General features: G+C 71.4%; 26 protein-coding genes. 9 read left to right on the forward strand and 17 right to left on the reverse strand.

Features of this window, described 5'->3' with window-relative positions; translation table 11 throughout:
* The first annotated feature begins 168 nt into the window (after window positions 1-168).
* The 4 genes from ACIHAR_RS30540 (at window position 169) to cseC (ending at window position 3632) form a co-directional block, all read left to right on the forward strand.
* Window positions 169-711, forward strand: coding sequence for a SigE family RNA polymerase sigma factor (locus ACIHAR_RS30540; RefSeq protein ID WP_365461514.1), 543 nt, complete (start codon window positions 169-171; stop codon window positions 709-711).
* Window positions 696-1358 (forward strand): hypothetical protein, encoded by a 663-nt coding sequence (locus ACIHAR_RS30545; protein WP_400022711.1) that lies wholly within the window; start codon window positions 696-698, stop codon window positions 1356-1358. Before ACIHAR_RS30540 ends, ACIHAR_RS30545 begins: the two co-directional genes overlap by 16 nt.
* A 204-nt stretch (window positions 1359-1562) precedes the next feature.
* Window positions 1563-2264: a two-component system response regulator CseB gene (gene cseB / locus ACIHAR_RS30550; RefSeq protein ID WP_365461518.1), complete on the forward strand. Its 702-nt coding sequence runs from the start codon at window positions 1563-1565 to the stop codon at window positions 2262-2264.
* A gap of 12 nt (window positions 2265-2276) precedes the next feature.
* On the forward strand, window positions 2277-3632 hold the full coding sequence (gene cseC / locus ACIHAR_RS30555; protein WP_400022712.1) for a two-component system sensor histidine kinase CseC: 1356 nt from the start codon (window positions 2277-2279) through the stop codon (window positions 3630-3632).
* A gap of 41 nt (window positions 3633-3673) precedes the next feature.
* Here the strand turns inward: cseC and ACIHAR_RS30560 are convergent, their stop codons facing one another.
* From ACIHAR_RS30560 to ACIHAR_RS30570, 3 genes are all read right to left on the reverse strand, one after another.
* Window positions 3674-4108 carry a VOC family protein gene (locus ACIHAR_RS30560; RefSeq protein WP_365461522.1) on the reverse strand — a complete coding sequence of 145 codons (435 nt, stop codon included), beginning with the start codon at window positions 4106-4108 and terminating at the stop codon, window positions 3674-3676.
* A complete protein-coding gene (locus ACIHAR_RS30565; RefSeq protein ID WP_365461524.1) occupies window positions 4105-4587 on the reverse strand; it encodes a helix-turn-helix transcriptional regulator in 483 nt (160 codons plus the stop codon). Before ACIHAR_RS30565 ends, ACIHAR_RS30560 begins: the two co-directional genes overlap by 4 nt.
* 144 nt (window positions 4588-4731) lie before the next feature.
* Window positions 4732-6321, reverse strand: coding sequence for an MDR family MFS transporter (locus ACIHAR_RS30570; protein ID WP_400022713.1), 1590 nt, complete (start codon window positions 6319-6321; stop codon window positions 4732-4734).
* Between the two features lie 168 nt (window positions 6322-6489).
* Here ACIHAR_RS30570 and ACIHAR_RS30575 point away from each other — a divergent pair, with 168 nt between their 5' ends.
* The gene (locus tag ACIHAR_RS30575; RefSeq protein ID WP_400022714.1) at window positions 6490-7077 is read left to right on the forward strand and encodes a TetR/AcrR family transcriptional regulator; all 588 of its coding nucleotides are present in this window, start codon (window positions 6490-6492) and stop codon (window positions 7075-7077) included.
* A gap of 104 nt (window positions 7078-7181) precedes the next feature.
* Here the strand turns inward: ACIHAR_RS30575 and ACIHAR_RS30580 are convergent, their stop codons facing one another.
* Window positions 7182-7772 carry a M23 family metallopeptidase gene (locus ACIHAR_RS30580; RefSeq protein ID WP_400022715.1) on the reverse strand — a complete coding sequence of 197 codons (591 nt, stop codon included), beginning with the start codon at window positions 7770-7772 and terminating at the stop codon, window positions 7182-7184.
* A gap of 531 nt (window positions 7773-8303) precedes the next feature.
* Between ACIHAR_RS30580 and ACIHAR_RS30585 the strand changes: the two genes are divergently transcribed.
* The gene (locus tag ACIHAR_RS30585; RefSeq protein WP_400022716.1) at window positions 8304-8960 is read left to right on the forward strand and encodes an HAD family acid phosphatase; all 657 of its coding nucleotides are present in this window, start codon (window positions 8304-8306) and stop codon (window positions 8958-8960) included.
* Between the two features lie 84 nt (window positions 8961-9044).
* Here ACIHAR_RS30585 and ACIHAR_RS30590 read toward each other — a convergent pair whose 3' ends face one another.
* Window positions 9045-11570, reverse strand: a complete 2526-nt coding sequence (locus tag ACIHAR_RS30590; RefSeq protein ID WP_365461534.1) for an ATP-dependent Clp protease ATP-binding subunit — start codon at window positions 11568-11570, stop codon at window positions 9045-9047.
* A 432-nt stretch (window positions 11571-12002) separates the two neighbouring features.
* Here ACIHAR_RS30590 and ACIHAR_RS30595 point away from each other — a divergent pair, with 432 nt between their 5' ends.
* Window positions 12003-12674, forward strand: a complete 672-nt coding sequence (locus tag ACIHAR_RS30595; RefSeq protein WP_400022717.1) for an SCO3374 family protein — start codon at window positions 12003-12005, stop codon at window positions 12672-12674.
* Here ACIHAR_RS30595 and ACIHAR_RS30600 read toward each other — a convergent pair.
* The 10 genes from ACIHAR_RS30600 to ACIHAR_RS30645 form a co-directional block, all read right to left on the reverse strand.
* Window positions 12653-12988: an Lsr2 family protein gene (locus ACIHAR_RS30600; protein ID WP_365461538.1), complete on the reverse strand. Its 336-nt coding sequence runs from the start codon at window positions 12986-12988 to the stop codon at window positions 12653-12655. The two genes, ACIHAR_RS30595 and ACIHAR_RS30600, sit on opposite strands and share 22 nt — an antisense overlap.
* Window positions 12989-13213: 225 nt before the next feature.
* On the reverse strand, window positions 13214-13747 hold the full coding sequence (locus tag ACIHAR_RS30605; protein ID WP_189943627.1) for an amino-acid N-acetyltransferase: 534 nt from the start codon (window positions 13745-13747) through the stop codon (window positions 13214-13216).
* 9 nt (window positions 13748-13756) lie between these two features.
* On the reverse strand, window positions 13757-14179 hold the full coding sequence (locus ACIHAR_RS30610; protein ID WP_384652129.1) for a BlaI/MecI/CopY family transcriptional regulator: 423 nt from the start codon (window positions 14177-14179) through the stop codon (window positions 13757-13759).
* Between the two features lie 135 nt (window positions 14180-14314).
* Window positions 14315-14494 carry a hypothetical protein gene (locus ACIHAR_RS30615; protein WP_365461543.1) on the reverse strand — a complete coding sequence of 60 codons (180 nt, stop codon included), beginning with the start codon at window positions 14492-14494 and terminating at the stop codon, window positions 14315-14317.
* Window positions 14495-14614: 120 nt separating this feature from the next.
* Complete coding sequence (locus tag ACIHAR_RS30620; protein WP_365461698.1) at window positions 14615-15313, reverse strand: hypothetical protein; 699 nt, start codon at window positions 15311-15313, stop codon at window positions 14615-14617.
* A 307-nt stretch (window positions 15314-15620) separates the two neighbouring features.
* A complete protein-coding gene (locus tag ACIHAR_RS30625) occupies window positions 15621-16418 on the reverse strand; it encodes a type III pantothenate kinase (RefSeq protein ID WP_365461545.1) in 798 nt (265 codons plus the stop codon).
* 13 nt (window positions 16419-16431) lie between these two features.
* On the reverse strand, window positions 16432-17424 hold the full coding sequence (gene nadC, locus ACIHAR_RS30630) for a carboxylating nicotinate-nucleotide diphosphorylase (RefSeq protein WP_400022718.1): 993 nt from the start codon (window positions 17422-17424) through the stop codon (window positions 16432-16434).
* Between the two features lie 5 nt (window positions 17425-17429).
* On the reverse strand, window positions 17430-19145 hold the full coding sequence (locus ACIHAR_RS30635; protein WP_400022719.1) for an L-aspartate oxidase: 1716 nt from the start codon (window positions 19143-19145) through the stop codon (window positions 17430-17432).
* The gene (panC, locus tag ACIHAR_RS30640; RefSeq protein WP_388757757.1) at window positions 19142-20134 is read right to left on the reverse strand and encodes a pantoate--beta-alanine ligase; all 993 of its coding nucleotides are present in this window, start codon (window positions 20132-20134) and stop codon (window positions 19142-19144) included. Before panC ends, ACIHAR_RS30635 begins: the two co-directional genes overlap by 4 nt.
* Window positions 20131-21060 (reverse strand): Rossmann-like and DUF2520 domain-containing protein, encoded by a 930-nt coding sequence (locus ACIHAR_RS30645; RefSeq protein WP_400022720.1) that lies wholly within the window; start codon window positions 21058-21060, stop codon window positions 20131-20133. The genes panC and ACIHAR_RS30645 overlap by 4 nt, the downstream gene beginning before the upstream one ends.
* 431 nt (window positions 21061-21491) lie before the next feature.
* Here ACIHAR_RS30645 and ACIHAR_RS30650 point away from each other — a divergent pair, with 431 nt between their 5' ends.
* The gene (locus ACIHAR_RS30650; RefSeq protein ID WP_400022721.1) at window positions 21492-22700 is read left to right on the forward strand and encodes a threonine aldolase family protein; all 1209 of its coding nucleotides are present in this window, start codon (window positions 21492-21494) and stop codon (window positions 22698-22700) included.
* 119 nt (window positions 22701-22819) lie between these two features.
* On the opposite strand, the gene ACIHAR_RS30655 is transcribed toward ACIHAR_RS30650, so the two are convergent.
* The gene (locus ACIHAR_RS30655) at window positions 22820-23035 is read right to left on the reverse strand and encodes a hypothetical protein (protein WP_365461557.1); all 216 of its coding nucleotides are present in this window, start codon (window positions 23033-23035) and stop codon (window positions 22820-22822) included.
* A gap of 160 nt (window positions 23036-23195) precedes the next feature.
* Here ACIHAR_RS30655 and ACIHAR_RS30660 point away from each other — a divergent pair, with 160 nt between their 5' ends.
* Window positions 23196-24302, forward strand: coding sequence for a DUF5937 family protein (locus ACIHAR_RS30660; RefSeq protein ID WP_400022722.1), 1107 nt, complete (start codon window positions 23196-23198; stop codon window positions 24300-24302).
* A gap of 123 nt (window positions 24303-24425) precedes the next feature.
* Here ACIHAR_RS30660 and ACIHAR_RS30665 read toward each other — a convergent pair whose 3' ends face one another.
* On the reverse strand, window positions 24426-25133 hold the full coding sequence (locus ACIHAR_RS30665; protein ID WP_400022723.1) for an AAA family ATPase: 708 nt from the start codon (window positions 25131-25133) through the stop codon (window positions 24426-24428).
* Window positions 25134-25329 lie beyond the last annotated feature (196 nt).

A 25329-nucleotide genomic window follows, 5' to 3' on the forward strand; every position in this document is an offset into this window, starting at 1 on the left:
ACACAACCGACGGACAGCCGAGGGCTAGCCGCAGGCTCCCTCGGACAGTGCCGTGACAACACCTCCGTAGCTTCGTTCCCGTGCCCGGCAGGGACACGAGGGCCACAGACCTACAGGCAGGAACCGGCGGCGAGAGCCGCCGGAACGGGGACACGGAGGCGGTTGACCATGACGCAGGGCGAGGTGCTCGAGTTCGAGGAGTACGTCCGTACCCGGCAGGACGCGCTGCTGCGCAGCGCCCGCCGACTGGTGCCGGACCCGGTCGACGCGCAGGACCTGCTCCAGACGGCGCTGGCACGGACGTACGGCCGCTGGGAGGGCATCGCGGACAAGCGGCTCGCCGACGCCTACCTGCGCCGGGTCATGATCAATACGCGGACCGAGTGGTGGCGTGCCCGCAAGCTGGAGGAAGTCCCCACCGAGCAGCTCCCGGACGCCTCCGTGGACGACTCCACCGAGCAGCACGCGGACCGCGCTCTGCTGATGGACGCGATGAAGGTGCTTGCTCCGAAGCAGCGCAGTGTCGTCGTGCTGCGACACTGGGAGCAGATGTCCACGGAGGAGACGGCCGCCGCCCTCGGCATGTCGGCCGGAACGGTCAAGAGCACGCTGCACCGGGCGCTCGCCCGGCTCCGCGAGGAGCTGGAAGCCCGCGATCTGGACGCACGCGCGCTGGAGCGTGAGGAGCGGGAGCGTTGCGCGGCGGCCTGACCGAGGCCGGGCCCACACCGGCCCGAGGCACCATCCAGGCGGCGATCACGGCGGCGGTCGTGCTCGCCGCCCTCGCCCTTTTCATGTCCGCGTGCGCCACCGGCGGCACGGGCGCCCGTGACGAGGGGCCCGCCCACGCCGACGCGGTCGCGGGCGCCGCCACGGCCTCTCCGTCGGCCGCTCCGACCGACACGCCCGCCCGCGTGGACGCCGTCCGGCTCGTCAAGGACGACCCCGCGGTCTCCGCGGAGGTCAAGCGCGGACTGAAGCCGTGCGCCGGGGACAGGTACCCGGTCGACGTGTCCTACGGCGACCTCACCGGCGGCTCCGGCGACGACATCGTCGTCAACGTGCTGACCTGCGGCGACGCGGTCGGTGTCGGCTCGTACGTGTACCGGGAGGCGGACGGCCGGTACGCGAACGTGTTCAAGGCGGAGGAACCGCCGGTCTACGCGGAGATAGACCGCGGCGACCTCGTGGTCACCCAGCAGGTGTACGAGAAGGGCGACGCGGTCTCCAGCCCGTCCGGCGAGAACGTGATCACGTACCGCTGGGCCACGGACCGCTTCGTCAAGGAGTACAGCTGGCACAACGACTACAGCAGCGTCGCCGGCGAGGACGCCACGCCGGCGCCCGAGGGCGGCTGACCAACCGCTCGCGAAGGAATCTCGCCCCGCGTGAACCGTTCGGGCCGCCCGGACCGATGAACGAGTGAACGCACCACGCGCTGCGCGCGTCCCATGAAGGGGCGCACCGACAGCGAACCGACAGCGAACGGCCGTGATCCACCAGCGATCCGGCAGTTGTGACACAGACGTACGACCGACACCACGAGGACTGAGAGCACCGGGATGGCAGACCAGACCCACGTCCTGTTCGTCGAGGACGACGATGTCATCCGCGAGGCCACCCAGCTCGCCCTGGAGCGGGACGGCTTCGTGGTCACCGCGATGCCCGACGGCCTGTCCGGCCTGGAGGCGTTCCGGGCCGACCGTCCCGACATCGCGTTGCTGGACGTCATGGTGCCCGGCCTGGACGGCGTGAGCCTGTGCCGGCGCATCCGCGACGAGTCCACCGTGCCGGTGATCATGCTCTCCGCGCGCGCCGACTCCATCGACGTCGTCCTGGGTCTGGAGGCGGGCGCCGACGACTACGTGACCAAACCGTTCGACGGCGCCGTCCTGGTCGCCCGGATCCGGGCGGTCCTGCGCCGCTTCGGCCACGCGGGCGGCGGGGACCGGGGCGAGCCGGGTGCCGACGCCTCGGGCGCTGTGCTCACCTTCGGGGACCTGGAGGTCGACACCGAGGGCATGGAGGTGCGCCGGGCCGGGCAGCCGGTGGCGCTCACCCCGACCGAGATGCGCCTGCTGCTGGAGTTCTCCTCGGCCCCGGGCACGGTCCTGTCGCGGGACAGGCTGCTGGAGCGCGTGTGGGACTACGGCTGGGGCGGGGACACCCGCGTCGTCGACGTCCATGTGCAGCGGCTGCGGACCAAGATCGGCCAGGACCGCATCGAGACGGTCCGCGGCTTCGGCTACAAGCTGAAGGCCTGAGCGGGACGGGGTATGCGGGTGATGTTGCGGCACCTGGTTCCGGCCCGTGTCGAGCGCGCGGGCATCCGCACCGGCCTGCGGTGGAAGCTGAGCGCGGCCATCGCGCTGGTCGGCGCCCTGGTGGCGGTCGCCCTGAGCCTGGTCGTGCACAACGCGGCCCGGGTGTCCATGCTGGACAACGCGCGCGACCTGGCGGACGAGCGCGTCCGGATCGCCCAGCGCACCTACGAGGCGTCCGGGCGCACCAACTTCCCCAGCATCAAGCTCGACGACCCGAACCTGCCGCCGGAGCTGCGGAAGAAGGTCGCGGAGGGCCGCCGGGCCACCTTCGTCTCCGACCGCGCCGGCGGCCCGCCGGACATCTGGGCGGCCGTACCGGTCAAGGACGGCCATGTGCTCTCCCTGCACACCGGCTTCACCGACCGCAGCACCGACATCCTCTACGACCTCGACCAGGCCCTGGTGATCGGCTCCATCGCGGTCGTCCTCGGCGGCAGCGCGCTCGGTGTGCTCATCGGCGGGCAGCTGTCCCGCCGGCTGCGCAAGGCGGCCGCCGCGGCGAACCAGGTCGCCAAGGGCGAGACGGACGTCCGGGTACGGGAAGCCATCGGCGGGATCGTCCGCGACGAGACCGACGACCTGGCGAGCGCGGTGGACGCCATGACCGACGCGCTCCAGCAGCGGCTGGACGCCGAGCGCCGGGTCACCGCCGACATCGCGCACGAGCTGCGGACGCCCGTGACGGGACTGCTCACGGCCGCCGAGCTGCTGCCGCCGGGCAGGCCCACGGAGCTGGTCCTGGACCGGGCGAAGGCCATGCGCACCCTCGTCGAGGACGTCCTGGAGGTGGCCCGGCTCGACGGGGCCTCGGAGCGCGCCGAGTTGCAGGACATCCTGCTGGGCGAGTTCGTCAGCCGGCGCGTCGCGGCCAAGGACCCGGAGGTCGAGGTCCGCGTGGTGCACGAGTCGATGGTCACCACCGATCCCCGGCGCCTGGAGCGCGTGCTGTTCAACCTGCTCGCGAACGCGGCCCGGCACGGCAAACCGCCGGTCGAGGTCACCGTCGAGGGCCGGGTCATCCGCGTCCGCGACCACGGCCCCGGCTTCCCCGAGGACCTGCTGGCCGAGGGCCCGAGCCGCTTCCGCACCGGCAGCAGCGACCGCGCCGGCCACGGCCACGGACTCGGCCTCACCATCGCCGCGGGCCAGGCCCGCGTCCTCGGCGCCCGCCTGACCTTCCGCAACGTACGGCCCGTCGCGTCACCGGAGCACATACCCGCCGAGGGCGCCGTCGCCGTCCTGTGGCTGCCCGAGCACGCGCCGACGAACACGGGCAGTTATCCGATGCTGCCGCTGCCGGGGCAGTAGGAGCCCCGCGCGCGGCGCCGCGCCGCGCCGCGCCGGCAGCCTCAGCCGAAGTCCTTCGAGAAGTCGAGCTCCTCACTGCGCTCGGTCAGCGAGTACCAGTTGCCGTTGTCGTCACGGAAGATCGCCTCGATGCCGTAGGGGCGCTCCTGCGGCTCCTGGACGAACTCCACACCACGCGCGCTGAAGGTCTCGTAGTCTCCGCGGCAGTCGTCGGTGCGGAAGGCACCGGCACCGATGACCCCCTTGGCGACCAGCTTCTTCAGCGCCTCGGAGGACTCGGGGTCGAGGCCCGGACCGTCCAGGCTCATCAGGGCCAGTTCGACGTCCGGCTGGTCCTTGGCCCCCACGGTGACCCAGCGCATGTCGCCCATGGCGAGCTCGGTGCGCACCTCGAAGCCGAGCTTCTCGGTGAAAAAGGCCTTGGTGCGCTGCTGGTCGAAGGTCCACACGGTGGTGATGCCCAGGCCCTTGATCATGGCTCTGCTCTCCCGTCGGAGTCGGATGGGTTCGGTTCCCGTCCGTCACCGTAGGCAGAGCCGGATGCGGGGCGCTTCCTCAATGTTGCGCTGGGGAAGCCCCCGGCCCACAGCATGGCGTAGCACCCGGGGATGAGCGCGGCCCCGCGTCCGACGTGCGTGGCCCGGTACTCGGTGGGCGTGAGCCCGGTGCGGGTCTTGAAGCGGGTGGAGAAGGTGCCGAGGCTGCTGAAACCGACGAGGTGGCAGATCTCCGTCACCGACAGGTCGGCGCTGCGCAGCATCTCCTCGGCCCGCTCGATACGGCGGTGGGTCAGATACTGGCCGGGCGTCTCGCCGTACGTCTCCTTGAAGGCGCGGACGAAGTGGTAGCGGGAGTAGCCGGCGTGGGCGGCCACCGCGTCCAGGTCGAGCTCCGGGTCGGACCAGTCGCGGTCCATGGCGTCCTTGGCCAGCCGCAACTGCCGCGTCTTGTCCATGGGTCGATGGTGACACGGCCCCGACCAGGCCCGTCACCTCCGGAAGGCCCCCGGGGCGGACGCTCCCCGGGGGCCTTTCGATGTGCGGTTCCGGGCCTGCCGCCGTCCCCTGCCGGCGGGCGGCGGCATCCCCTGGTCACCGGGTCAGACGGCCTCCACCACCGGGGCCTTCGACGCGGCGGCGCCGTCCGGGGCGCCCTCCGGCTTCGGGCCGGCTCCCCGCAGCGGCACCTCCTTGACGAAGACGGCCGCCACCAGCGCGATCACGGCCACCACCGCGCCGAGGAGGAAGGCGGCGTGGGTGCCGTCGGACACCGCGTACTGGTAGGCCTCCCGGGCCGCCGCCGGCAGCTTGGCGAGGCTGGCCGCGTCCAGCTGCGCGGACTGTTCGGTGACCTGCGAGCCCAGTGCGCCGGCCCGCTCGGCCATCACGTCCTCGACCCGACTGTTGAACAGCGCACCCATGATCGCGACGCCGAAGGAGGAGCCGAGCGTACGGAAGAGGGTGGTCGACGAGGAGGCGACGCCCATGTCCTTCATCTCCACGCTGTTCTGCGCGACCAGCATGGTGATCTGCATCAGGCAGCCCATGCCGAGGCCCACGACGGCCATGTAGACACCGGAGGTCAGGCGGGAGGTACCGGTGTCCATCGTGGACAGCAGGTAGAGGCCGACGATCATCAGGGCGCCACCGACGATCGGGAAGGCCTTGTAGCGGCCGCTGCTGGTGGTGATCCGGCCCGCGACCATCGAGGTCACGAGCATCGCGCCGAGCATCGGCAGGAGCAGCAGCCCGGAGTTGGTCGCGGACGCGCCCTGCACGGACTGCTGGTACAGCGGCAGGAAGAGGGTCGCGCCGAACATCACGAAGCCGGTGATGAAGCCGATGAGGGACATCAGCGTGAAGTTGCGGCTGCGGAAGATGTGCAGGGGCACGATCGGCTCGGCTGCCCTGGTCTGCCAGAAGACGAACCCGACCAGCGCGGCGACGCCGATTCCGGTCAGCTCCAGAATCCGCGCGGAGCCCCAGGCGTACTCCGTGCCGCCCCAGGTGGTGACGAGCACGATGGAGGTGATGCCGATGGTGAGCAGTGCGGCGCCCAGGTAGTCGATGCGCGCTTGGGACCGTTTCTTCGGCAGGTGCAGGACGGCGGTGATGAGAGCCAGGGCGACCACGCCGAGCGGCAGGTTGATGTAGAAGGCCCAGCGCCAGCCCCAGTGGTCGGTGATGGTGCCGCCGACGAGGGGTCCGCCGATCATGGCGATGGCCATCACGCCGGCCATCATGCCCTGGTACTTGCCGCGCTCCCGCGGCGGAACCAGGTCACCGATGATCGCCATGACACCGACCATCAGACCGCCGGCGCCCAGGCCCTGCACGGCGCGGAAGGCGATCAATTGGCCCATGTCCTGGGCCATGCCGCTCAGCGCCGATCCGATCAGGAAGATCACGATCGAGTTCAGGAAGGCGCCCTTGCGCCCGTACATGTCGCCGAGCTTGCCCCAGATAGGTGTGGAGGCGGCGGTGGCGAGGGTGTATGACGTCACCACCCACGACAGGTGCTCCAGGCCCCCGAGTTCGCCCACGATCGTGGGCATCGCGGTGCCGATGATCATGTTGTCGAGCATCGCGAGCATCATCGTGATCATCAGTGCGAGGATCACGACCCGTACGTTCTTCGGCTGTCCGTCGGGTGTGCCGGTGCCCGGCTCATCCGTTGCTGTGTCCGCCATCGTTCCCACTCCCCCAGGCCGCCAACTTACTTGCCGACCGGCTAGTTCACTACGCTGGGAAAGTAGACCGGCAACTAGCCGGGCGTCAAGTAAGTTCCGGCCGGGCGGCAGGTAAGTTCTTCTTACCGAACGGCACGGGATTTCCGCGGAAGCCCGCGGAGTACGAGGATGGACGTCACCATGGACGGCACCAGGCAGCAGCGGCGCGGCAACACCCGCCAGCGCATCCAGGACGTGGCGCTCGCACTCTTCGCCGAGCAGGGCTACGAGAAGACCTCACTCCGCGAGATCGCGGAGCGTCTGGAGGTCACCAAGGCGGCCCTGTACTACCACTTCAAGACCAAGGAAGAGATCATCGTCAGCATCTTCGCGGATCTGACGAAGCCGATCGAGAACCTGATCGAGTGGGGCAAGGATCAGCCGCACACGCTGGAGACCAAGCGGGAGATCCTTCGGCGCTACAGCCAGATCCTCACCGACGCCGCCCCGCTCTTCCGCTTCATGCAGGAGAACCAGGCGACCGTCCGGGAGCTGCGGATCGGTGACTCCTTCAAGGACCGTATGAGCGGCCTGCGGGACATCATCATCGACCCGGACGCACCCCTGGCCGACCAGGTCCGCTGCGTCAGCGCCCTCATCACGCTGCACGCCGGCATGCACTTCCTGCACGACCTCGACGGCGACCCCGAGGAGAAGCGCGAAGCCATCCTCGAGGTCGCCGTCGATCTGGTCACCCAGGCCCACCAGGGCACGTGACCCAGGGCGGGGCCGCCGCGTCCGGCGGCGTCCTGCCCCACCAGAGCCGTGTCAGGCGCCCTGCTGGATCAGAGCCGTGCCGGAGGCTCTGAGACAGAGCCGGGTCAGATGCTGACGCCCTTGCCCCGCAGGAAGGAGACCGGGTCGATCGCCGAGCCGAAGTTGGCGGTCGTACGGATCTCGAAGTGCAGGTGCGGGCCGCTGGAGTTGCCGGTGTTGCCGGACAGGGCGATGCGCTGGCCGGTCTTGACGATCTGGCCGATCTTCACGTCGACGCGCGACAGGTGGGCGTACTGCGAGTACGTGCCGTTGCCGTGCTTGATGACGACGGCGTTGCCGTAGGCGGGACCGTCACCGGCGCCGTTGCCGCCGGCCTTGACCACGGTGCCGCCGTGCGCGGCCATGACCTTGGTGCCGTTCGGGACGGCGAAGTCCTGCCCGCTGTGGGTGGACTGCCACATGGCGCCGGCCTGGTGGAAGCTGGCGGACTTCGTGTAGTGCGCCACCGGCTTGACCCAGGAGGTGGCGGCGGCGGCCTTCACCGCGGGCTGGGCGGCGGGCTGAGCGGCGGGCTGGGCGGCGGACGCCACTCCGGTCCCCAGCACGACCGAGGCGCCGAGGGCGGCGGCCCCGACGGCCACGCGGGAGCGGAGCAGGGACGTACGGGCGGAACGGAACGTGACGCGCTGGAACATCGAAACCTCATGGGGGCCGGTGACAGAGAAAACCACCCGACGTTCGGACGTCCGCCGGATGGGGCCTCACCTTGGTAACCCGAGCACCCACAAAGCCTCAAACGTGTGACCTACGACCGAAACTAGTACTCCCCTCCCAAAACCGACACTTCCTGACAGTCCGCTCTTTCCGCCGATTCGGCCCCGCAGCACGCAGGGGGCCTGCGGCCTGGCCGGCAACAGAGGCGCAATTCCCTTTTGTCCGAATCGCCCTCAGTACTACTCCGTGTAGTACGTGACGTAGGTCCTGTGCGGCACGTCACGAGCCACCCCGCTCAAGGGACTTCGCGATGTGACGGGGGCTACTCCCTTGCCCCCACTGCGGGTTGTGGCGCGCGTCACGATGCATGCACGGGGGTGTGACGGGGCTCTCAAGCTCCTCTACCGTCCAGTAACCCGCTGGTTGCCCTCAAGCCATTCCCCTCGATGAGCATCTCGATGAGCATGCCCACGACATCCGCAGCGCCATGGACGCGAGAGGACCCCCACACCATGAGCAGAGGCACCTGGACGCGCCGCATCGCCCTCACCGCCGCGGCCACGGCGGCCGTCGCCGCGATGACCGTCCCGGCCGGCGCCCAGGCCGCGCCGGCCACCGGCACGTCCACCGGCACCTCCACCGTCGCCACGGCCGCTGCCACCGCCGCCGCGGAGGACGTCGACTACGCCACCTGGCAGGCGGACTGCCAGGCCGTGATGAACCAGGCCCTGCCCTACCTGAAGCAGCGCATCGCCGCCACGAAGCCCGGCGAGAAGCAGGCGATCGTCCTCGACATCGACAACACCTCGCTGGAGACCGACTTCGGCTTCAGCTACCCGCAGCCGGCCAACAAGCCGGTCCTGGACGTCGCCAAGTACGCCCAGGAGCACGGCGTCTCGCTCTTCTTCGTCACCGCCCGCCCGGGCATCATCGCCGGGGTGACCGACTACAACCTCGGGAACGTCGGCTATCGGGTCTCCGGGCTCTACGTCCGCGGCTTCCTGGACCTGTTCAAGGATGTCGCCGTCTACAAGACCGCTCAGCGCGTCGACATCGAGAAGAAGGGCTACACGATCATCGCGAACATCGGCAACAGCGCCACCGACCTGTCGGGCGGCCACGCCGAGAAGACGTTCAAGCTGCCGGATTACGACGGGCAGTTGTCGTAGTCGCGGCTCCTTTCAGGCATGCGAAAGGGGCCGGTGCCCGAAAGCACCGGCCCCTCTCACGTGGCCCCGCTGGGGCCGTGACGGCTACGCGTCCTTGCTCAGGTTCGGCCCGGCACCGCCGGCCGCCTGCTCGATCGGCGGGACGTCCGGAAGCGCCGACTTCTCCTCACCCCGGAAGGTGAAGGTGGCGGCCTCGCCGTCGCCCTCGGTGTCCACGACCACGATGTGACCGGGGCGCAGCTCGCCGAAGAGGATCTTCTCGGAGAGGGAGTCCTCGATCTCGCGCTGGATGGTGCGGCGCAGCGGACGCGCACCGAGCACGGGGTCGTAACCCTTCTTCGCGAGCAGCTCCTTGGCGGACTGGGAGAGCTCGATGCCCATGTCCCGGTCCTTCAGGCGCTCGTCCACCTTGCCGATCATCAGGTCGACGATCCGGAGGATGTCGGCCTGGGTCAGCTGCGGGAAGACGACCACGTCGTCGACGCGGTTGAGGAACTCGGGCCGGAAGTGCTGCTTGAGCTCGTCCGAGACCTTGTTCTTCATGCGCTCGTAGTTGGTCTTCGTGTCACCCGAGGCCGCGAAGCCCAGGTTGAAGCCCTTGGAGATGTCCCGGGTGCCGAGGTTGGTCGTCATGATGATGACCGTGTTCTTGAAGTCCACGACCCGGCCCTGGGAGTCGGTCAGGCGACCGTCCTCCAGGATCTGCAGCAGCGAGTTGAAGATGTCCGGGTGGGCCTTCTCCACCTCGTCGAAGAGGACGACGGAGAACGGCTTGCGGCGGACCTTCTCGGTCAGCTGGCCGCCCTCTTCGTAGCCCACGTAGCCGGGGGGCGAACCGAAGAGACGCGACACCGTGTGCTTCTCGCTGAACTCCGACATGTCGAGGGAGATCAGCGCGTCCTCGTCACCGAAGAGGAACTCGGCGAGCGCCTTGGACAGCTCGGTCTTACCGACACCGGACGGGCCGGCGAAGATGAACGAACCACCGGGACGCTTGGGGTCCTTCAGACCCGCGCGGGTACGGCGGATCGCCTTCGACAGCGCCTTGACGGCGTCGTTCTGGCCGATGACCCGCTTGTGCAGCTCATCCTCCATGCGGAGCAGACGGCTGGACTCCTCCTCGGTCAGCTTGAAGACCGGGATGCCGGTGGCCGTGGCGAGGACCTCGGCGATCAGCTCGCCGTCGACCTCGGCGACGACGTCCATGTCGCCGGCCTTCCACTCCTTCTCCCGCTTGGCCTTGGCGGCCAGGAGCTGCTTCTCCTTGTCGCGGAGGGAGGCGGCCTTCTCGAAGTCCTGCGAGTCGATCGCGGACTCCTTGTCACGGCGGACGCCGGCGATCTTCTCGTCGAACTCGCGGAGGTCCGGCGGAGCGGTCATCCGGCGGATGCGCATCCGGGAACCGGCCTCGTCGATCAGGTCGATCGCCTTGTCCGGCAGGAAGCGGTCCGAGATGTACCGGTCGGCCAGGGTGGCGGCCTGGACCAGCGCCTCGTCGGTGATGGAGACGCGGTGGTGCGCCTCGTACCGGTCACGGAGACCCTTGAGGATCTCGATCGTGTGCGGCAGGGACGGCTCGGCGACCTGGATGGGCTGGAAGCGGCGCTCCAGGGCCGCGTCCTTCTCCAGGTGCTTGCGGTACTCGTCCAGGGTGGTCGCACCGATGGTCTGCAGCTCACCGCGGGCCAGCATCGGCTTCAGGATGGAAGCCGCGTCGATGGCGCCCTCGGCGGCACCCGCACCGACCAGCGTGTGCAGCTCGTCGATGAACAGGATGATGTCGCCGCGGGTGCGGATCTCCTTGAGCACCTTCTTCAGGCGCTCCTCGAAGTCACCGCGGTAGCGGGAGCCGGCGACCAGCGCGCCGAGGTCCAGGGTGTAGAGGTGCTTGTCCTTGAGGGTCTCGGGCACCTCGCCCTTGACGATGGCCTGGGCGAGGCCCTCGACGACGGCGGTCTTGCCGACGCCGGGCTCACCGATCAGCACCGGGTTGTTCTTGGTACGGCGGGACAGCACCTGCATGACCCGCTCGATCTCCTTCTCGCGCCCGATTACCGGGTCGAGCTTGGACTCACGAGCGGCCTGGGTGAGGTTCCGGCCGAACTGGTCGAGGACCAGGGACGTCGAGGGGGTGCCCTCGGCAGGCCCGCCGGCGGTGGCGGTCTCCTTGCCCTGGTAACCGGAGAGCAGCTGGATCACCTGCTGCCGCACGCGGTTCAGATCTGCGCCCAGCTTGACCAGGACCTGGGCGGCGACGCCCTCGCCCTCACGGATCAGGCCGAGCAGGATGTGCTCCGTGCCGATGTAGTTGTGGCCCAGCTGAAGGGCCTCGCGGAGCGACAGCTCCAGGACCTTCTTGGCACGGGGGGTGAAGGGGATGTGCCCGGACGGGGCCTGCTGGCCCTGGCCGATGATCTCCTCCACCTGCTGGCGGACCGCCTCGAGCGAAATCCCGAGGCTCTCAAGGGCCTTGGCGGCGACACCCTCACCCTCGTGGATCAGGCCCAGGAGGATGTGCTCGGTGCCGATGTAGTTGTGGTTGAGCATCCGGGCTTCTTCCTGAGCCAGGACGACAACCCGCCGCGCGCGGTCGGTGAACCTCTCGAACATCGTTAATCGCTCCTCAGAGCGGTCAGGCAGTGGGGGGAACTTCCCCTCCCTGTCCTTCCGCAGCTTAGTCCCGCAAGCGGGGACCGCTCATTCCAACTGCCGACACCGTCGATGGCCTCCTGACCCCGCTAACGCCGACATCTGCTCCAACCCGATGGTGCGAGACGATGTTCCCGCAGGCCAGGCAGTTACCCCCACCATCACTACGCCGATGGCGAACGCGAGGCCGCCTTTCCTGCGTGTCGCCCCCTCCCACTAGGGATGTCTTACCCGCTGGGACTGACACTCCATGCCGCGTGCACCGGTTCCCTCCGCTACGGGCGAACAACCTTGCGCCTCCGGATGCGCCCCGCGCCCCCCTTTTTCGCCACGCCACGCATTGGGGTGAACACGGTGCGTGACCTGAAGGGTGTCCGGGCGGTTGCACTCGGCATGGTTGGCTCAGTCCCGCCGGTCGGCCCTCCGGCCTCTCCCGCGGCCGCTTCTCCGGCATCCACGGTTCCCCTCTCCCGAAGGGTGCTCGATCCCGCCGCTCCGGCCGGTCCGGCGGAGCCGCCCGATCCGGCCGGCCCCTCCGACCGCACCCGCGGCTGGTACGAGAACGAACTGGGGTGGCCGACGGTGCCCGGGAAGCCGGTACGACTTTCGGTAGGGGTGCGCTTCGACGTCCTGGAGGTGCCGGCCGAGGCGGGTCACGCGGCGCTGAGGCGCCTGGCGCCGGGCTCTCCGGTGGCCGTAGAGGGGGACCGGATGCGGCTGCTGGTGGCCGCGGGGAGCGCGGAGGAGCTGCCGGGGATCCTGCGGTGGCTGGAGTGGGGGGCGCTGCCGCTGGATCTGAGGGCGGTCGGAGCGGGCGGCGTCATCGAGGCGCCCCTGCCTCCGGGTCCGGAGTGTTCCCGGCCTCCCTGGCCTGCACAGGGGGCCGCCGTGTGGGTGCGGCCCCCCGAGGCCGGGCGAGAGGTCGAGGCCTCGCTGCCGACGGTGTCGGCCTTGGGGGGCGGTGGGGGCGCCCCCGATCTGGTGCGGTGGGTGGACACGCTGGCAACGCATTGTCACCGTGTCCGGCTGCGGCGCGCGAGCGCTCAGGCGTTGGCCTTCTCGTAAGCCTCGCGAATGGACGCGGGAACGCGGCCACGGTCGTTGACCTCGTAACCGTTCTCCTTCGCCCATGCGCGGATCTGCGCGGTGTCCTGGCTGCCGCCGGAAGCGGCGCGCGTCTTTCCGCGTCCGCCCGAAGCGCGGCCTCCGGTACGACGACCGCCCTTCACATAGGGGTCGAGAAGGCTGCGCAGCTTGTCCGCATTGGCCGTCGTGAGATCGATCTCGTAGGTCTTGCCGTCCAGCGCGAACGTCACGGTCTCGTCCGCCTCGCCGCCGTCGAGGTCGTCGACAAGAAGGACCTGAACCTTCTGTGCCACCGGATTTCCTTTCATCGATAACGTGAGGGCCGGGGGTCTGCGGCGTCCGCCGTTTCGCCGCCCTTGTTATATGCAGTACTGCAGTACGTCGGAAAGCAAACCGCTTTTGCTGGAAAAACACAAACCCCTGGGAGAGGCCCACGGACCGGCCTCCGTCCGGAAACGTACGCGTTTCGGACATAGGGAACCCGGGCAAGGCCGGTCGGTCCGGAAAGGGCTCGACGATCACAGATGCAGAAGCATCCGGCTGTTGCCCAAGGTGTTCGGTTTCACTCGTTCGAGTCCGAGGAACTCCGCGACGCCCTCGTCATAGGAACGCAGGAGCTCTGCGTAGACATCGGTGTCGACGGGTGTCTCGCCGATCTCCACGAAGCCGTGCTTGCCGAAGAAGTCCACTTCGAAGGTCAGGCAGAAAACGCGCCGAACGCCGAGCCAGCGGGCGGTGTGCAGCAACTTCTCCAACAACTGGTGCCCCACGCCGGCGCCCTTCAGGCCGGGCTTCACCGCGAGTGTGCGGACTTCCGCGAGGTCTTCCCACATCACGTGCAGGGCGCCGCAGCCGACCACCTCGGCGTTGTCGTCGCGTTCGGCGACCCAGAACTCCTGGATGTCCTCGTAAAGCGTCACCGTCGCTTTGTCGAGCAGGATGCCGTCACGCACGTACGCGTCAAGGAGACGGCGTACGGCGGGGACATCGCTGGTCCGGGCCCGGCGGACGGTGATGGCTTTAGCGCTGACTTCGGGGCTCTGTGCTGACATGTGCGGACGCTATCGCCCGCCGGTCTCCGTTGCCGAGCCGGGGTTCTCCCCGCCACTCGCCGCTTGTGCGGGTTCGGATGATTCCGGACCTTGGACGATGCGTACGGCGTCCCGCAGCGCCCCGCGCTGTTCGTCGCTCATCATCCCGAAGAAGGCGACGAGAGCGGCGGCCGGGTTGTCGCTCTGCGCCCAGGCGTCGTTCATCAGGGCCGCGGCGTAGGCGGCGCGGGTGGAGACCGCCTCATATCGATAGGCCCGGCCTTCCGCCTCACGGCGCACCCAGCCCTTCTGATGGAGATTGTCCAAAACGGTCATCACCGTGGTGTAGGCGATGGACCGTTCCTGCTGAAGGTCTTCCAGGACTTCTCGAACGGTCACCGGGCGGTTCCACTTCCACACCCGCGTCATGACCGCGTCTTCGAGTTCTCCCAAGGGGCGAGGCACACTTCAGACAATAGTGGTAGATCCGGTCGATGGCGTGCCGGACATGCACTTTCATCATCAAAAATGAACAAAAAGGGCGTACGGCTCCGCGGGCGGGAGCCGTACGCCCTGGGACGTGCGGTGTCAGGCGTCGTGCTGTGCGGGGGCCTGGCGGGCGCCCTCCGCTCGCGCGAGGGCGGCGTCGACGGCCGCGTCCTCCTTGGCCTTGTTGGCCCCGCCCTGGGTCTTCACGATCACCCTGATGACACCGATGAAGAGCACGGCCATGACGAACGGGGGCACGAGCGCGGAGACGTAGTCCATGGGTCCAGGGTAGCCACGGAGGGGCGGGACGCAGGGACGGGGTCGGCGCGCCGCAGCCGCCCCGACGGGTAGCCACGTCGGGACGGGGCCGGCGCGCCGCAGCAGTCCCGACCGGGAACCTCAGCCGACCGCGAGCCTCTCCTGCTCGGGCTGGGCGGGCGGCGTGGCGGGCTTGCGGCGCGGGAAGACCTCGCCCGGCGTGGGGATGGGCCGGCGGCCGGGATCGGGAGCGGCGGGCTTCACGGGGACGGGACCGGGACCGGGGCGGGGTGCGGCGGGCTTCTCTCCGGGTGTCCTCCCGGGCTTCTCCTCGGGGCCGCCGACGGTGAGGGCGACGCGCTCCCCGGCCTCCTCCCCCGCGGCGCCGGAGAGGCCGCCGGGGAGCGCCGTGAGGCGCTTGCGGGACGCGGGGACGAGGGGAGTCGCGGGAGTGCCGTGCTGGGCCGTACGGCGCGCGAGACGGGCGCGTACGTCCTGTTCGGCGAGGGCCTGGCAGTGGGCCAGGAGGGCGGCGGCCGTCGGATTGCCGCGCAGCGCGCGCAGGGCGGCGAGGTCGTCCGGATCGGGCCGGTGTCCGGCGCCCAGGACCTCCGCGAGGAGCGTGAGGTAGCCGGCCGCGGTGCCGGGGAGTGCGGCGCGGTACCGGGCGAGGTCGGCCACCAGGAAGGCCCGCATCCGGGCGGCCTCACGCATCGCCTCGTCGAGGGACTCGGCGAGGCGATGGCAGTCCTGGACGTCCTCGGCCGAGGCGTGGCCGGGGTGGAGGGCGAGGGCGAGGGCGCGGCGGAGCACACGCAGCTCCTCCGCGCCGAACGCCATGCCGCCGCGGGATCCGTGTGGCGTGGGCATGCGGCGACAGTACGCGCTAATCAGACAAGTTCGACATAAGGTGCGGGTGTGGCGTGCCGATGTCCGCCGGTCGGCCCGCACCTGGTCACACGGGTGGGCCCATCAGGTGCTCAGGAGCCGGCCCACGCCCGGGTTTCTCGGGCTCCGGCCCACTCGCCGCTCCTGGCAGGCCGGCCGGGCCGGAGGACGTGCCCCGCCTGTCCCGGTGCCGGGCGGAAGCGCACCGCCGGCGTCTGTGCCGTAGCGGGCGGGGTGCGCATCACGCACCCCGCTCGCGTCACATACGCGACACGTTCCGCTCGTACACGAGCCGCAGGCCGATCAGGGTCAGCCACGGCTCGTGCTCGTCGATCACCGAGGACTCGCCCAGCACCATCGGTGCCAGGCCGCCCGTCGCGATCACGGTCACGTCGTCCGGGTCGTCCGCGAGCTCGCGCGCCATGCGGCTCACGACCCCGTCGACCTGGCCCGCGAAGCCGTAGATCACGCCGGCCTGCATCGCCTCGACCGTGTTCTTGCCGATCACGCTGCGCGGGCGGGCCACCTCGATCTTGCGGAGCTGGGCGGCCTTGATGCCCAGGGCCTCCACCGAGATCTCGATGCCGGGGGCGATGACGCCGCCGACGTACTCCCCGCGCGCGCTGATCGCGTCGAACGTCGTCGCCGTGCCGAAGTCGACGACGATCGCGGGGCCGCCGTAGAGCTCGTTCGCCGCGACCGCGTTGATGATGCGGTCGGCGCCGACCTCCTTGGGGTTGTCGAAGAGGATGGGGACGCCCGTCTTCACGCCGGGTTCGACGAGTACGGCCGGCACGTCGCCGTAGTGGCGACGGGTGACCTCGCGCAGCTCGTGCAGCACCGAGGGGACCGTCGCGCAGATGGCGATGCCGTCGATGCCGTCGCCCAGCTCCACCCCGAGGAGCGGGTGCATGCCCATCAGGCCCTGGAGGAGCACCGCGAGCTCGTCGGCCGTACGGCGGGCGTCCGTCGAGATCCGCCAGTGCTCGACGATGTCCTCACCGTCGAACAGGCCGAGCACCGTGTGCGTGTTCCCCACGTCGATCGTCAGCAGCATGGCCGGTTCCCGCCTACTCCGCCGCTCGCAGGTCCAGGCCGATGTCGAGGATCGGCGAGGAGTGGGTCAGGGCTCCGACGGCCAGGAAGTCGACGCCGGTGTCGGCGTACGCCTTGGCGTTGTCCAGGGTCAGCCGGCCGGACGCCTCCAGCAGCGCGCGCCCGCCGACGATGCCGACGGCCTCCGCGCACTCGTTGGGCGTGAAGTTGTCCAGCAGGATCAGGTCGGCGCCGGCGTCCACGACCTCGCGGAGCTGGTGCAGGGTGTCGACCTCGACCTCGATCGGCACGTCCGGGAAGGCCTCGCGTACGGCCTCGAAGGCCTTGGCGACACCGCCCGCGGCGACCACGTGGTTGTCCTTGACCAGGGCCGCGTCGGACAGCGACATGCGGTGGTTGACCCCGCCGCCGCACCGGACGGCGAACTTCTCCAGGGCGCGCAGGCCCGGCGTGGTCTTCCTGGTGTCGCGCACGCGGGCCTTGGTGCCCTCCAGGACATCCGCCCACGCGCGCGTGGCGGTGGCGATGCCCGACAGGCGGCACATCAGGTTGAGGGCGCTGCGCTCCGCGGTGAGCAGGTCACGCGTGCGCGTGGTGACCGACAGCAGCTTCTGGCCAGCCTCCACGCGGTCGCCGTCCTCCACGTGCCGCTCGACCTCGAACTCGTCCGAGCAGACGACCGAGATCACCGCCTCGGCGACTCTGAGGCCCGCCACCACGCCCGCCTCACGCGCGGTGAAGTCGGCGGTGGCGACGGCGTCCTCGGGGATGGTCGCGACGGTCGTCACGTCCACGCCGTGGTCCAGGTCCTCCTGGATGGCGACGTTGGCGATGTCCTCGACCTCCAGCGGGTCGAGGCCCGCGTCGGCCAGGAGCTGGGCGAGCGCGGGGTCCAGCCCGCACTCCAGGTACTCCTCGTCGCCGTCGGCTACGGCGTCGGCGCCACAGGCACAGCCGTCGCCGCAGCCGCCGTTCTGGACGAGGGGAAGGTCCTCGGGGGTGCTCACTTCTGTCACTGCTCCTGCTGGTGCTGCCGGGTCGGGGGGAAGTCTGCGGTATCGGTGGTGTGTACGGCGAGCGTCCGGTCCGGATTCAGCCGTACGACGATATGACGGCGCCAGGTGGTGTCGTCGCGCTCGGCGTGGTCCTCGCGCCAGTGGCAGCCGCGGGTCTCCTCGCGCAGCCGCGCGGCGGCGACCAGGACGCGGGCCACGCACAGGAGGTTGGTGGCCTCCCAGGTGTCGACGCCGGGCTCGGCGGTCTTGCCGTTCTCGTCGAGGGCGTCGCGGGCCTCGGCGTGCAGCCGCTGGAGCTGGTCGGCGGCCTTCTCCAGCGACTCGGCGGAGCGCAGCACGCCCGCGCCCTCGGTCATGGTCCGCTGGATGGCGAAGCGGGCCTCGGGGGCGAGGAGCGGGTGCGCGGGGGTCTCGGGGTGCTCCACCGGTGCGGGCACGCGCGCGTGGAGGCCGTCGTCCGCCCGGTTCGCCGCGATGTCGGCGGCGATCCGCTCGGCGTAGACGAGGCCCTCGAGGAGGGAGTTGGAGGCGAGCCGGTTCGCGCCGTGCACGCCGGTGCACGCGACCTCGCCGCACGCGTACAGGCCCGGGACGGTCGTCCGGCCGTGGGAGTCGGTGCGCACGCCTCCGGAGGCGTAGTGGGCGGCCGGGGCGACCGGGACGGGCTCGGTGACCGGGTCGATGCCGTTCGCGCGGCAGGCGGCCAGGATCGTCGGGAAGCGGTGCTCCCACATGTCGGCGCCGAAGTGGCGGGCGTCGAGGAACATGTGCTCGGCGTCCTGCTCCTGCATGCGGCGCATGATGCCCTTGGCGACGATGTCGCGGGGGGCGAGTTCGGCCAGTTCGTGCTGCCCGAGCATGAAGCGCACGCCGTCCGCGTCGACCAGGTGGGCTCCCTCGCCGCGGACCGCCTCGGAGACGAGGGGCTGCTGGCCCTCCGCGTCGGGACCGAGGAACAGCACGGTCGGGTGGAACTGGACGAACTCCAGGTCGCTCACCTCGGCTCCCGCGCGCAGCGCGAGCGCCACGCCGTCGCCCGTGGACACCGACGGGTTGGTGGTGGCGGAGAAGACCTGGCCCATGCCGCCGGTCGCGAGGACCACCGCGGGGGCGTGCACGGCGCCCACGCCGTCGTGCTGGCCCTCGCCCATGACGTGGAGGGTGACGCCGGCGGTGCGGCCGTCGGCGTCCGTGAGCAGGTCCAGCACGAGCGCGTTCTCGATCGTGCGCAGTCCACGCGCGCGTACGGCCTCGACGAGGGCGCGGGAGATCTCCGCGCCGGTCGCGTCGCCGCCGGCGTGCGCGATGCGGCGCCGGTGGTGGCCGCCCTCACGGGTCAGTTCCAGTCCTCCCTCGGAGGACTCGTCGAAGTGGGCGCCGGTGTCGATGAGGCGCCGTACGGCGTCGGGGCCCTCGGTGACCAGGATGCGCACCGCGCCCTCGTCGCACAGGTCCGCGCCCGCCACCAGGGTGTCGTCCAGGTGCTGCTCGGGGGTGTCGCCCTCGCCGAGGGCCGCGGCGATGCCGCCCTGTGCCCAGCGGGTGGAGCCGTCGTCCAGGCGGGCCTTGGTGACGACGACCGTCGTCAGGCCCGCGGCCTCGCAGCGCAGGGCGGCGGTGAGGCCGGCGACTCCGGAGCCGACGACCACGACGTCCGCGGAGATGGACCACCCGGGCGCGGGCGCGTGCAGTCGTATGCCTGTGCTGGTCACGAGGCGGCTCCGAAGGTGAGGGGAAGGTTGTCGATCAGCCGGGTCGTCCCGACCCGGGCGGCGACGGCGAGGACGGCCTCGCCGGTGAAGTCGTCCCCGATCTCGGTGAAGTCGGACGGGTCGACGAGCGCGAGGTAGTCCAGCTCCAGCGGCGGGCTCAGCCGGGCGGCCTCGTCGAGGACGAGGCGGGCGGCGGCGCGGACGGCCGCCGCGCTGCCGGGGACGGCCTTGGCGACGGCGTGCGCGTCGGCGGCGGCACGGGACTCCCCTATGGCGCTGAGGGCCTCGGCGCGCGCGTGCGTGGCGGGCACCTCACGCGCGCGTGCCCGCAGCGCCTCTTGCGCGGCGTGCCGGTCGCGGCCCGCGAACAGCGCCTGGGACAGCGCGAGCGCGGTGCGCCGCTCGGCCGGGGAGAGGTAGCGGTTGCGGCTGGACAAGGCCAGTCCGTCGTCCTCGCGCACGGTCGGTACGGCGACGATCTCGACGCCGAAGTTCAGGTCCCGCACCATGCGGCGGATCAGGGCGAGCTGCTGGGCGTCCTTCTGCCCGAACAGGGCCACGTCGGGCCGGGTGAGGTGCAGCAGCTTGGCGACGACGGTGAGCATGCCGTCGAAGTGGCCGGGGCGCGAGGCGCCCTCCAGGCGCTCCCCCATGGGTCCCGCGCTGATGCGGACCTGGGGTTCGCCGCCCGGGTAGACCTCGTCCACGAAGGGGGCGAACACGACGTCCGCGCCGGCCTGCTCGGCGAGCTTGACGTCGGCGTCCAGGGTGCGCGGATAGCGGTCGAGGTCCTCGCCCTTGCCGAACTGCAGCGGGTTGACGAAGACCGTGACGACGACCTCGCCGTCCGGCCCGGCGATCTCCCGTGCGGTGCGGACGAGGGTGGCGTGGCCGTCGTGCAGGGCGCCCATCGTCATCACGACGGCCCGGCGGTCCGCACGCGTGCGTGCGTGCAGTTCGTCGGCGGTGCGCAGCAGGGTCGTGGTCATCCGGCATCTCCCTCGGCGCCGTCGGTCCCGTTGGCGAGTACCCCGAGAAGGTCCTCGGCGAGCTCGGGCTTGAGCAGCCCGTGCGCGAGCGCGCGGTCGGCGGTGGCGCGGGCCATCGCCAGGTAGCCGCCCACGGCCTGCGGGGCGTGCTTGCGCAGCTCGGAGACGTGCGCGGCGACCGTGCCCGCGTCCCCGCGCGCCACGGGGCCGGTGAGCGCCGCGTCGCCGGAGCGCAGCGCGTTGTCGAGGGCCGCGCCCAGCAGCGGGCCGAGCATCCGGTCGGGGGCCTCGACGCCGGCCGCGCGCAGCAGCTCCATGGACTGGGCGACCAGCGTGACCAGGTGGTTGGCGCCCAGGGCGAGGGCAGCGTGGTAGAGCGGCCGGTTCTCCTCGGCGATCCACTCCGGTTCGCCGCCCATCTCGATGACGAGGGCCTCGGCGGCCAGCCGCAGCTCGTCGGGCGCGGTGACGCCGAAGGAGCAGCCGGCCAGGCGCTGCACGTCCACCGGCGTGCCGGTGAAGGTCATCGCCGGGTGCAGGGCCAGCGGCAGCGCGCCCGCGCGCAGGGCGGGGTCGAGGACGCGCGCGCCGTACCGCCCGGAGGTGTGCACGAGCAGTTGCCCCGGCCGTACGGCGCCGGTCTCGGCGAGGCCTTCGACGAGGCCGGGCAGGGTGTCGTCGGGGACGGTCAGCAGAACCAGTTCGGCGCGCCTGAGGACCTCGGCGGGAGAAACGAGCGGCACGTCGGGCAGCATCAGGGCGGCCCGCCGCCGGGAGGCGTCGGAGACGCCGGAGACGGCGACCGGACGGTGCCCGGCGAGCTGAAGGGACGCGGCGAGCGCGGGGCCCACGCGGCCGGCGCCGACGACGCCGACGGCGAGCCGCGCCGGGCGGTCCCTGGGATCTGGCTGTTGGCTTGTACTCACTCGACGGTGGCCTTCCCGTTCCAGTCCGCTCCGGGTACCGGACGATTTCTCGTCATGTTAACGCGATCGCCTCCCGGAGCGTCCGGTCGTCCACAGGCTGTGGGTCGCCTGGGGACGGTGAATCCGTGGCCGCCGCGGGGTGGGGGGCGGCGGATCCGTGGCTGCCGCCCGGGTGGACGGCGGATTCGTAGCTGCCGGGCGGGGGGCGTGAATCCGTGGCCGCCGCTGGGGGCGGCGTATCCGTGGCCGCCGCGGAGGGGACGGCGCGCCCGTATCTGCCGCCGGGAACGACGACTCCGTGGCCGCCGCTGAGGGACGGCGGAACTGTGGCCGCGGCCGGGACGGCGGATCCGTGGCCGTCCGGTAAGGCGGGACCGTGGTCGCCGGGAAACGGGTGTGCCCGGCGCGCGGCGCACGGCATGATCCGGAGCATGACGGAGACGGCGGACGTGAGCGTTCGGGACGGCGGATCGAGCGGGGAAGAGGGCGCGGAGCAGTCGGCGCGGGAGCGTCTGCGGGAGCGGCGGGCGGCGGCGTTCCGGGAGGCGGAGCGCGTCCTGGTCCGCCCCGGCTTCCTGGGCACGCTCCGCGAGCGGCTCGCGCTGCTGCACGACGCCGCCCCGGAGGTCCACGACCTGGACGAGCGCGCGGACATCTACGGCAACGGGGTGGTGGGAGCCCTGGAGGAGCGGGTCGCCGCGCTGCTGGGGACGGAGGCGGCCGCCTTCTTCCCGACGGGCACGATGGCGCAGCAGGTCGCCCTGCGCTGCTGGGCCGGGCGCACCGGGAACCCCGCCGTCGCCCTGCACGCGCTGGCCCATCCCGAGGTGCACGAACGAGGGGCGCTCGGTACGGTCAGCGGGCTGCGTACGGTCCGTGTGACGAGCGAGCCCCGGCTGCCCACGGCCGACGAGGTGCGCGCCCTGGAGGAGCCCTTCGGGACGCTCATGCTGGAACTGCCCCTCCGGGACGCGGGCTTCGTGCTGCCCTCCTGGGACGACCTCACGGAGGTCGTGGAGGCGGCGCGCGAGCGTGACGCGGTGGTGCACTTCGACGGCGCGCGCCTGTGGGAGTCCACCGTCCACTTCGGCCGCCCCGTGGACGAGATCGCGGGCCTGGCCGACAGCGTCTACGTGTCGTTCTACAAGTCCCTCGGCGGCTTCGGCGGCGCCGCGCTCGCCGGCCCGAGGACGCTGGTCGAGGAGGCCCGGGTCTGGCGGCACCGCTACGGCGGCATGGTCTTCCAGCAGTTCCCCACGGCGCTGTCGGCGCTCGTCGGTCTGGAGCGTGAGCTGCCCAGGCTGCCGGAGTACGTCGCCCACGCGCGCGTGGTGGCGGCAGCGCTCCGCGAAGGGTTCGCCGAGGCGGGCCTGCCGTGGGCGCGGGTGCACCCGGAGGTGCCGCACACCCACGAGTTCCAGGTCTGGCTGCCGTACGAGGCGGACGTGCTCGCCGAAGCGGCGGCGCTCCAGGCCGAGCGGACGAAGGCGATGCTCTTCGCCGCCGCCTGGGACCGCGGCGGGCCCGGCCTGTCCTTCACCGAGGTCACCGTCGGCGCCGCGGGCCTGGAGTGGACCGCGGACGACGTGAGGGCGGCGGTCGCCGACTTCGCCGGGCGGGTGACCGAGGTGCACGGCTGACCACGGGACGGGTGACCGAGGTGCACGGCTGACCACGGGACGGGTGACCGAGGTGCACGGCTGACCACGGGACGGGTGACCGGCGTGTGACGGTGACCGGCGGGGGTGACGGTGGGCGCTCAGCAGGTGGAGCGGGGGCGCGGGTGCGGCAGCCGGCGCAGGGCCCGCCGTATCCGCCCGTGGGCCGGACGGCCGGTGAGGACCGCGCGGAACCGGTGGTGGTCGCGCACTTCGCGTACGACCTGCCAGTCGTGGGCGCCTGGCGCGGGCGGGAGGGGCTCGCCGTGCCTCCGGGCACGGTGGACGTCGAGGGCGTACTGCTGGGTGATGCTCATGGCCGGTGCCTCTTCAGGACGTGGGAACGGGGATCCGGAAGGCTCCGCGGTCGCCTTGGGTGTCCTCAGCGTGCGCCGGGCCGGTGCGCCGCGTCGCGTCGATTGACGGCGGCCGTCAATCGAGGACGGCGTTGTCGGTGGCGGCGTGCACCATGAGGGCATGAGCGTGAGCATCGACATCGCGGGGCTGCGGCCGGAGAGGGTCGCGATCGTCCCCTCTCCCCTGGCCGAACTCGGCATGGCGCTGCACGCGCTGTCCGAGCCGGGGCACCACCCCGGCCTGCAGGGCTGGGTCACGAGCGTGACCGCGCGCCTCGACTCCCATCTGGCCGACCGGATGTGCGACGCCGACTTCCTGTGGCGGACGACGTTCTCCGACCTCTTCCTGCCCTGCGCGGGCGTCCCCGGCGCCGGCACCCTGCCGGGCGCCACCCTCGCCGAGGATCTGGACCTCCTGGACAAGCTGACGGACGAACAGTTCGTCGATTCCGCCCTCGAGTTCACCTGCGCGCCCGGGTACGACCTACCGGGCCAGGGGGTCCTCTCCGACCCCGCCCTGCACCGCCGCGCCCTGGAACTGGCCGCCTCGCGCGGGCCCCGGCAGGTGCGCTTCACCCGTCGGCTCCTCGACGACCCGCCCCATGTGCGCGCCTGGCTGCGGCAGTTCCTCCAGGACTGCGACGAGGCGTTCTTCGCCGACGTGTGGGCCCGGGTCTGCCACCCGCTGGCCGCGGACGCCCGCCACAAGACGGAGCTGCTGCACCGCAAGGGTCTGGCGGAGGCGTGCGCGTCGGTGTCCTCCGCCGTGACGCTGGACGAGCACGCCGCGCGGATCACCGTGGACAAACTGGTCGAGGGCCGCACGGCCACCGCGGACGGGAGCCTGTTGTTCGTCCCGACGAGCCTCGGCTGGCCGCACCTGATGGTGCTGCACCGGTACGGCTGGCAGCCGGTGGTGCACTACCCGGTCGGTTCGCCGGAGCTGGCCTCGCCGCCCTCGGTCGAGCAGCTCACGCTGCGCATGACCGCGCTCTCCCACCCCGTACGGATGCGGATCTGCCGCCTCCTGGCCCGCAGCACCTACACCACGACCGAGCTGGCCCAGGTGCACGGCATGACGGCGCCCGAGATATCCCGGCACCTCGGCGTCCTGAAGAAGGCGGGCCTGGTCACCACCCGCCGGCGCGGTCGGTACGTGCTGCACCAGTTGGACGTGACGGTGGTGGCCCGGCTGGGCAGCGACTTCCTCGAAGGGATACTCCGCTAGGGGTGCGCGCGAAGTCGCGTCGTCCGCCCGGAGGGCGGGGCCTGCGGCGGGAGCGCGTACCAGGCGTCGCGGGCCATGCGAGACGTTGCGGACACCTTCCAGGACCGCGCCGCCGGCCGGGCGTCAGTCGAAGCGGATGTGCCGCAGTCCGACCCCCGCCTGCCGCAGCCGTGTCCGCAGCGCGCCCTCGGTGTTCGGCCGCAGCATCAGACCGGCGAGGACGGCGATGCGGTCCGCCGTCTTGGGCACGGTCGAGTGGTCCGTCCACAGGTGCTCGGCGAACTCCGGCTCGCGCAGCCGCTCCAGGCAGTGGTCGAGCTGCCTGACGGCCCAGCTCTCACGACGGAGACCGAGACCGCCGTTCCGGCCGCCCGTCCTCTTCGTGGCCGCCTTCCTCCCGGCCCTCCGTCCCGCGGCGTACGGGAGGAGGTGCCCGAGGCCACGCTCGCGCAGTCGCCTCAGAACGGTCTCCCGCTCCGCGAGGAGGGTGAAGTGGCGGACGTCGTGGCCGAGTGCGCGCAGCCGGCCGACGGTCTCGTCGAAGTAGCCGGAGTGCGTCACGGTCATGGGGACGATCACGACGCCGTCATGCTCGGTCAGAGCGAGGTCCAGCACCTCGACGACGCCCTGCCGCCAGGACACCAGGTCCTGGAAGTCCTCGATCAGCGGCGTCCCGCCGCGGGCGCCGCGGAGGTCGGGCGGGAGCATCCGGCGCAGGCCGAAGCCTGCGTGCTCGGGGTCGCAGACGACGCTGCCGGGCAGGCGCCGCCGGATCTCGTGTGCCGTCTGTGTCTTGCCGCCGCCGAAGGGGCCGTTGATCCACAGGAGCATGCGCAGACCCTAGTGGGCGCCGGTCGCGCGCGGGTGACGTTCCCCGGGTTCGACCCGGACGGCAGGGATCGGAGGGCTGACCGGGGGCCGCAGTACCAGCCGGGCACCGCAAGACCGACCGGAGACCGCGGGACCGGCAGGGGACCGCAGGGCTGACCGAGGACCGCAGGGCCAACCCCGGGTGGGCCCTCGTGGG

This window comes from Streptomyces sp. NPDC052016 (assembly GCF_044548445.1).
In the GTDB taxonomy this organism is placed as follows: Bacteria; Actinomycetota; Actinomycetes; order Streptomycetales; family Streptomycetaceae; genus Streptomyces.

What these genes read in the sequence shown, in the direction of transcription:
- panC (WP_388757757.1), bottom strand. Translation starts at nt 20,134, where the DNA reads ATGACCACGACCCTGCTGCGCACCGCCGACGAACTGCACGCACGCACG.
- ACIHAR_RS30625 (WP_365461545.1), bottom strand. Translation starts at nt 16,418, where the DNA reads ATGCTGCTGACGATCGACGTGGGGAACACGCACACGGTGCTCGGCCTG.
- ACIHAR_RS30655 (WP_365461557.1), bottom strand. Translation starts at nt 23,035, where the DNA reads ATGAGCATCACCCAGCAGTACGCCCTCGACGTCCACCGTGCCCGGAGG.
- ACIHAR_RS30605 (WP_189943627.1), bottom strand. Translation starts at nt 13,747, where the DNA reads ATGTCAGCACAGAGCCCCGAAGTCAGCGCTAAAGCCATCACCGTCCGC.
- ACIHAR_RS30620 (WP_365461698.1), bottom strand. Translation starts at nt 15,313, where the DNA reads ATGGCGTTCGGCGCGGAGGAGCTGCGTGTGCTCCGCCGCGCCCTCGCC.
- ACIHAR_RS30565 (WP_365461524.1), bottom strand. Translation starts at nt 4,587, where the DNA reads ATGGACAAGACGCGGCAGTTGCGGCTGGCCAAGGACGCCATGGACCGC.
- ACIHAR_RS30560 (WP_365461522.1), bottom strand. Translation starts at nt 4,108, where the DNA reads ATGATCAAGGGCCTGGGCATCACCACCGTGTGGACCTTCGACCAGCAG.
- ACIHAR_RS30665 (WP_400022723.1), bottom strand. Translation starts at nt 25,133, where the DNA reads ATGCTCCTGTGGATCAACGGCCCCTTCGGCGGCGGCAAGACACAGACG.
- ACIHAR_RS30580 (WP_400022715.1), bottom strand. Translation starts at nt 7,772, where the DNA reads ATGTTCCAGCGCGTCACGTTCCGTTCCGCCCGTACGTCCCTGCTCCGC.
- cseB (WP_365461518.1), top strand. Translation starts at nt 1,563, where the DNA reads ATGGCAGACCAGACCCACGTCCTGTTCGTCGAGGACGACGATGTCATC.
- ACIHAR_RS30585 (WP_400022716.1), top strand. Translation starts at nt 8,304, where the DNA reads ATGAGCAGAGGCACCTGGACGCGCCGCATCGCCCTCACCGCCGCGGCC.
- cseC (WP_400022712.1), top strand. Translation starts at nt 2,277, where the DNA reads ATGCGGGTGATGTTGCGGCACCTGGTTCCGGCCCGTGTCGAGCGCGCG.
- ACIHAR_RS30575 (WP_400022714.1), top strand. Translation starts at nt 6,490, where the DNA reads ATGGACGTCACCATGGACGGCACCAGGCAGCAGCGGCGCGGCAACACC.
- ACIHAR_RS30650 (WP_400022721.1), top strand. Translation starts at nt 21,492, where the DNA reads ATGACGGAGACGGCGGACGTGAGCGTTCGGGACGGCGGATCGAGCGGG.
- ACIHAR_RS30660 (WP_400022722.1), top strand. Translation starts at nt 23,196, where the DNA reads ATGAGCGTGAGCATCGACATCGCGGGGCTGCGGCCGGAGAGGGTCGCG.
- ACIHAR_RS30540 (WP_365461514.1), top strand. Translation starts at nt 169, where the DNA reads ATGACGCAGGGCGAGGTGCTCGAGTTCGAGGAGTACGTCCGTACCCGG.
- ACIHAR_RS30615 (WP_365461543.1), bottom strand. Translation starts at nt 14,494, where the DNA reads ATGGACTACGTCTCCGCGCTCGTGCCCCCGTTCGTCATGGCCGTGCTC.
- ACIHAR_RS30570 (WP_400022713.1), bottom strand. Translation starts at nt 6,321, where the DNA reads ATGGCGGACACAGCAACGGATGAGCCGGGCACCGGCACACCCGACGGA.
- ACIHAR_RS30590 (WP_365461534.1), bottom strand. Translation starts at nt 11,570, where the DNA reads ATGTTCGAGAGGTTCACCGACCGCGCGCGGCGGGTTGTCGTCCTGGCT.
- ACIHAR_RS30595 (WP_400022717.1), top strand. Translation starts at nt 12,003, where the DNA reads ATGGTTGGCTCAGTCCCGCCGGTCGGCCCTCCGGCCTCTCCCGCGGCC.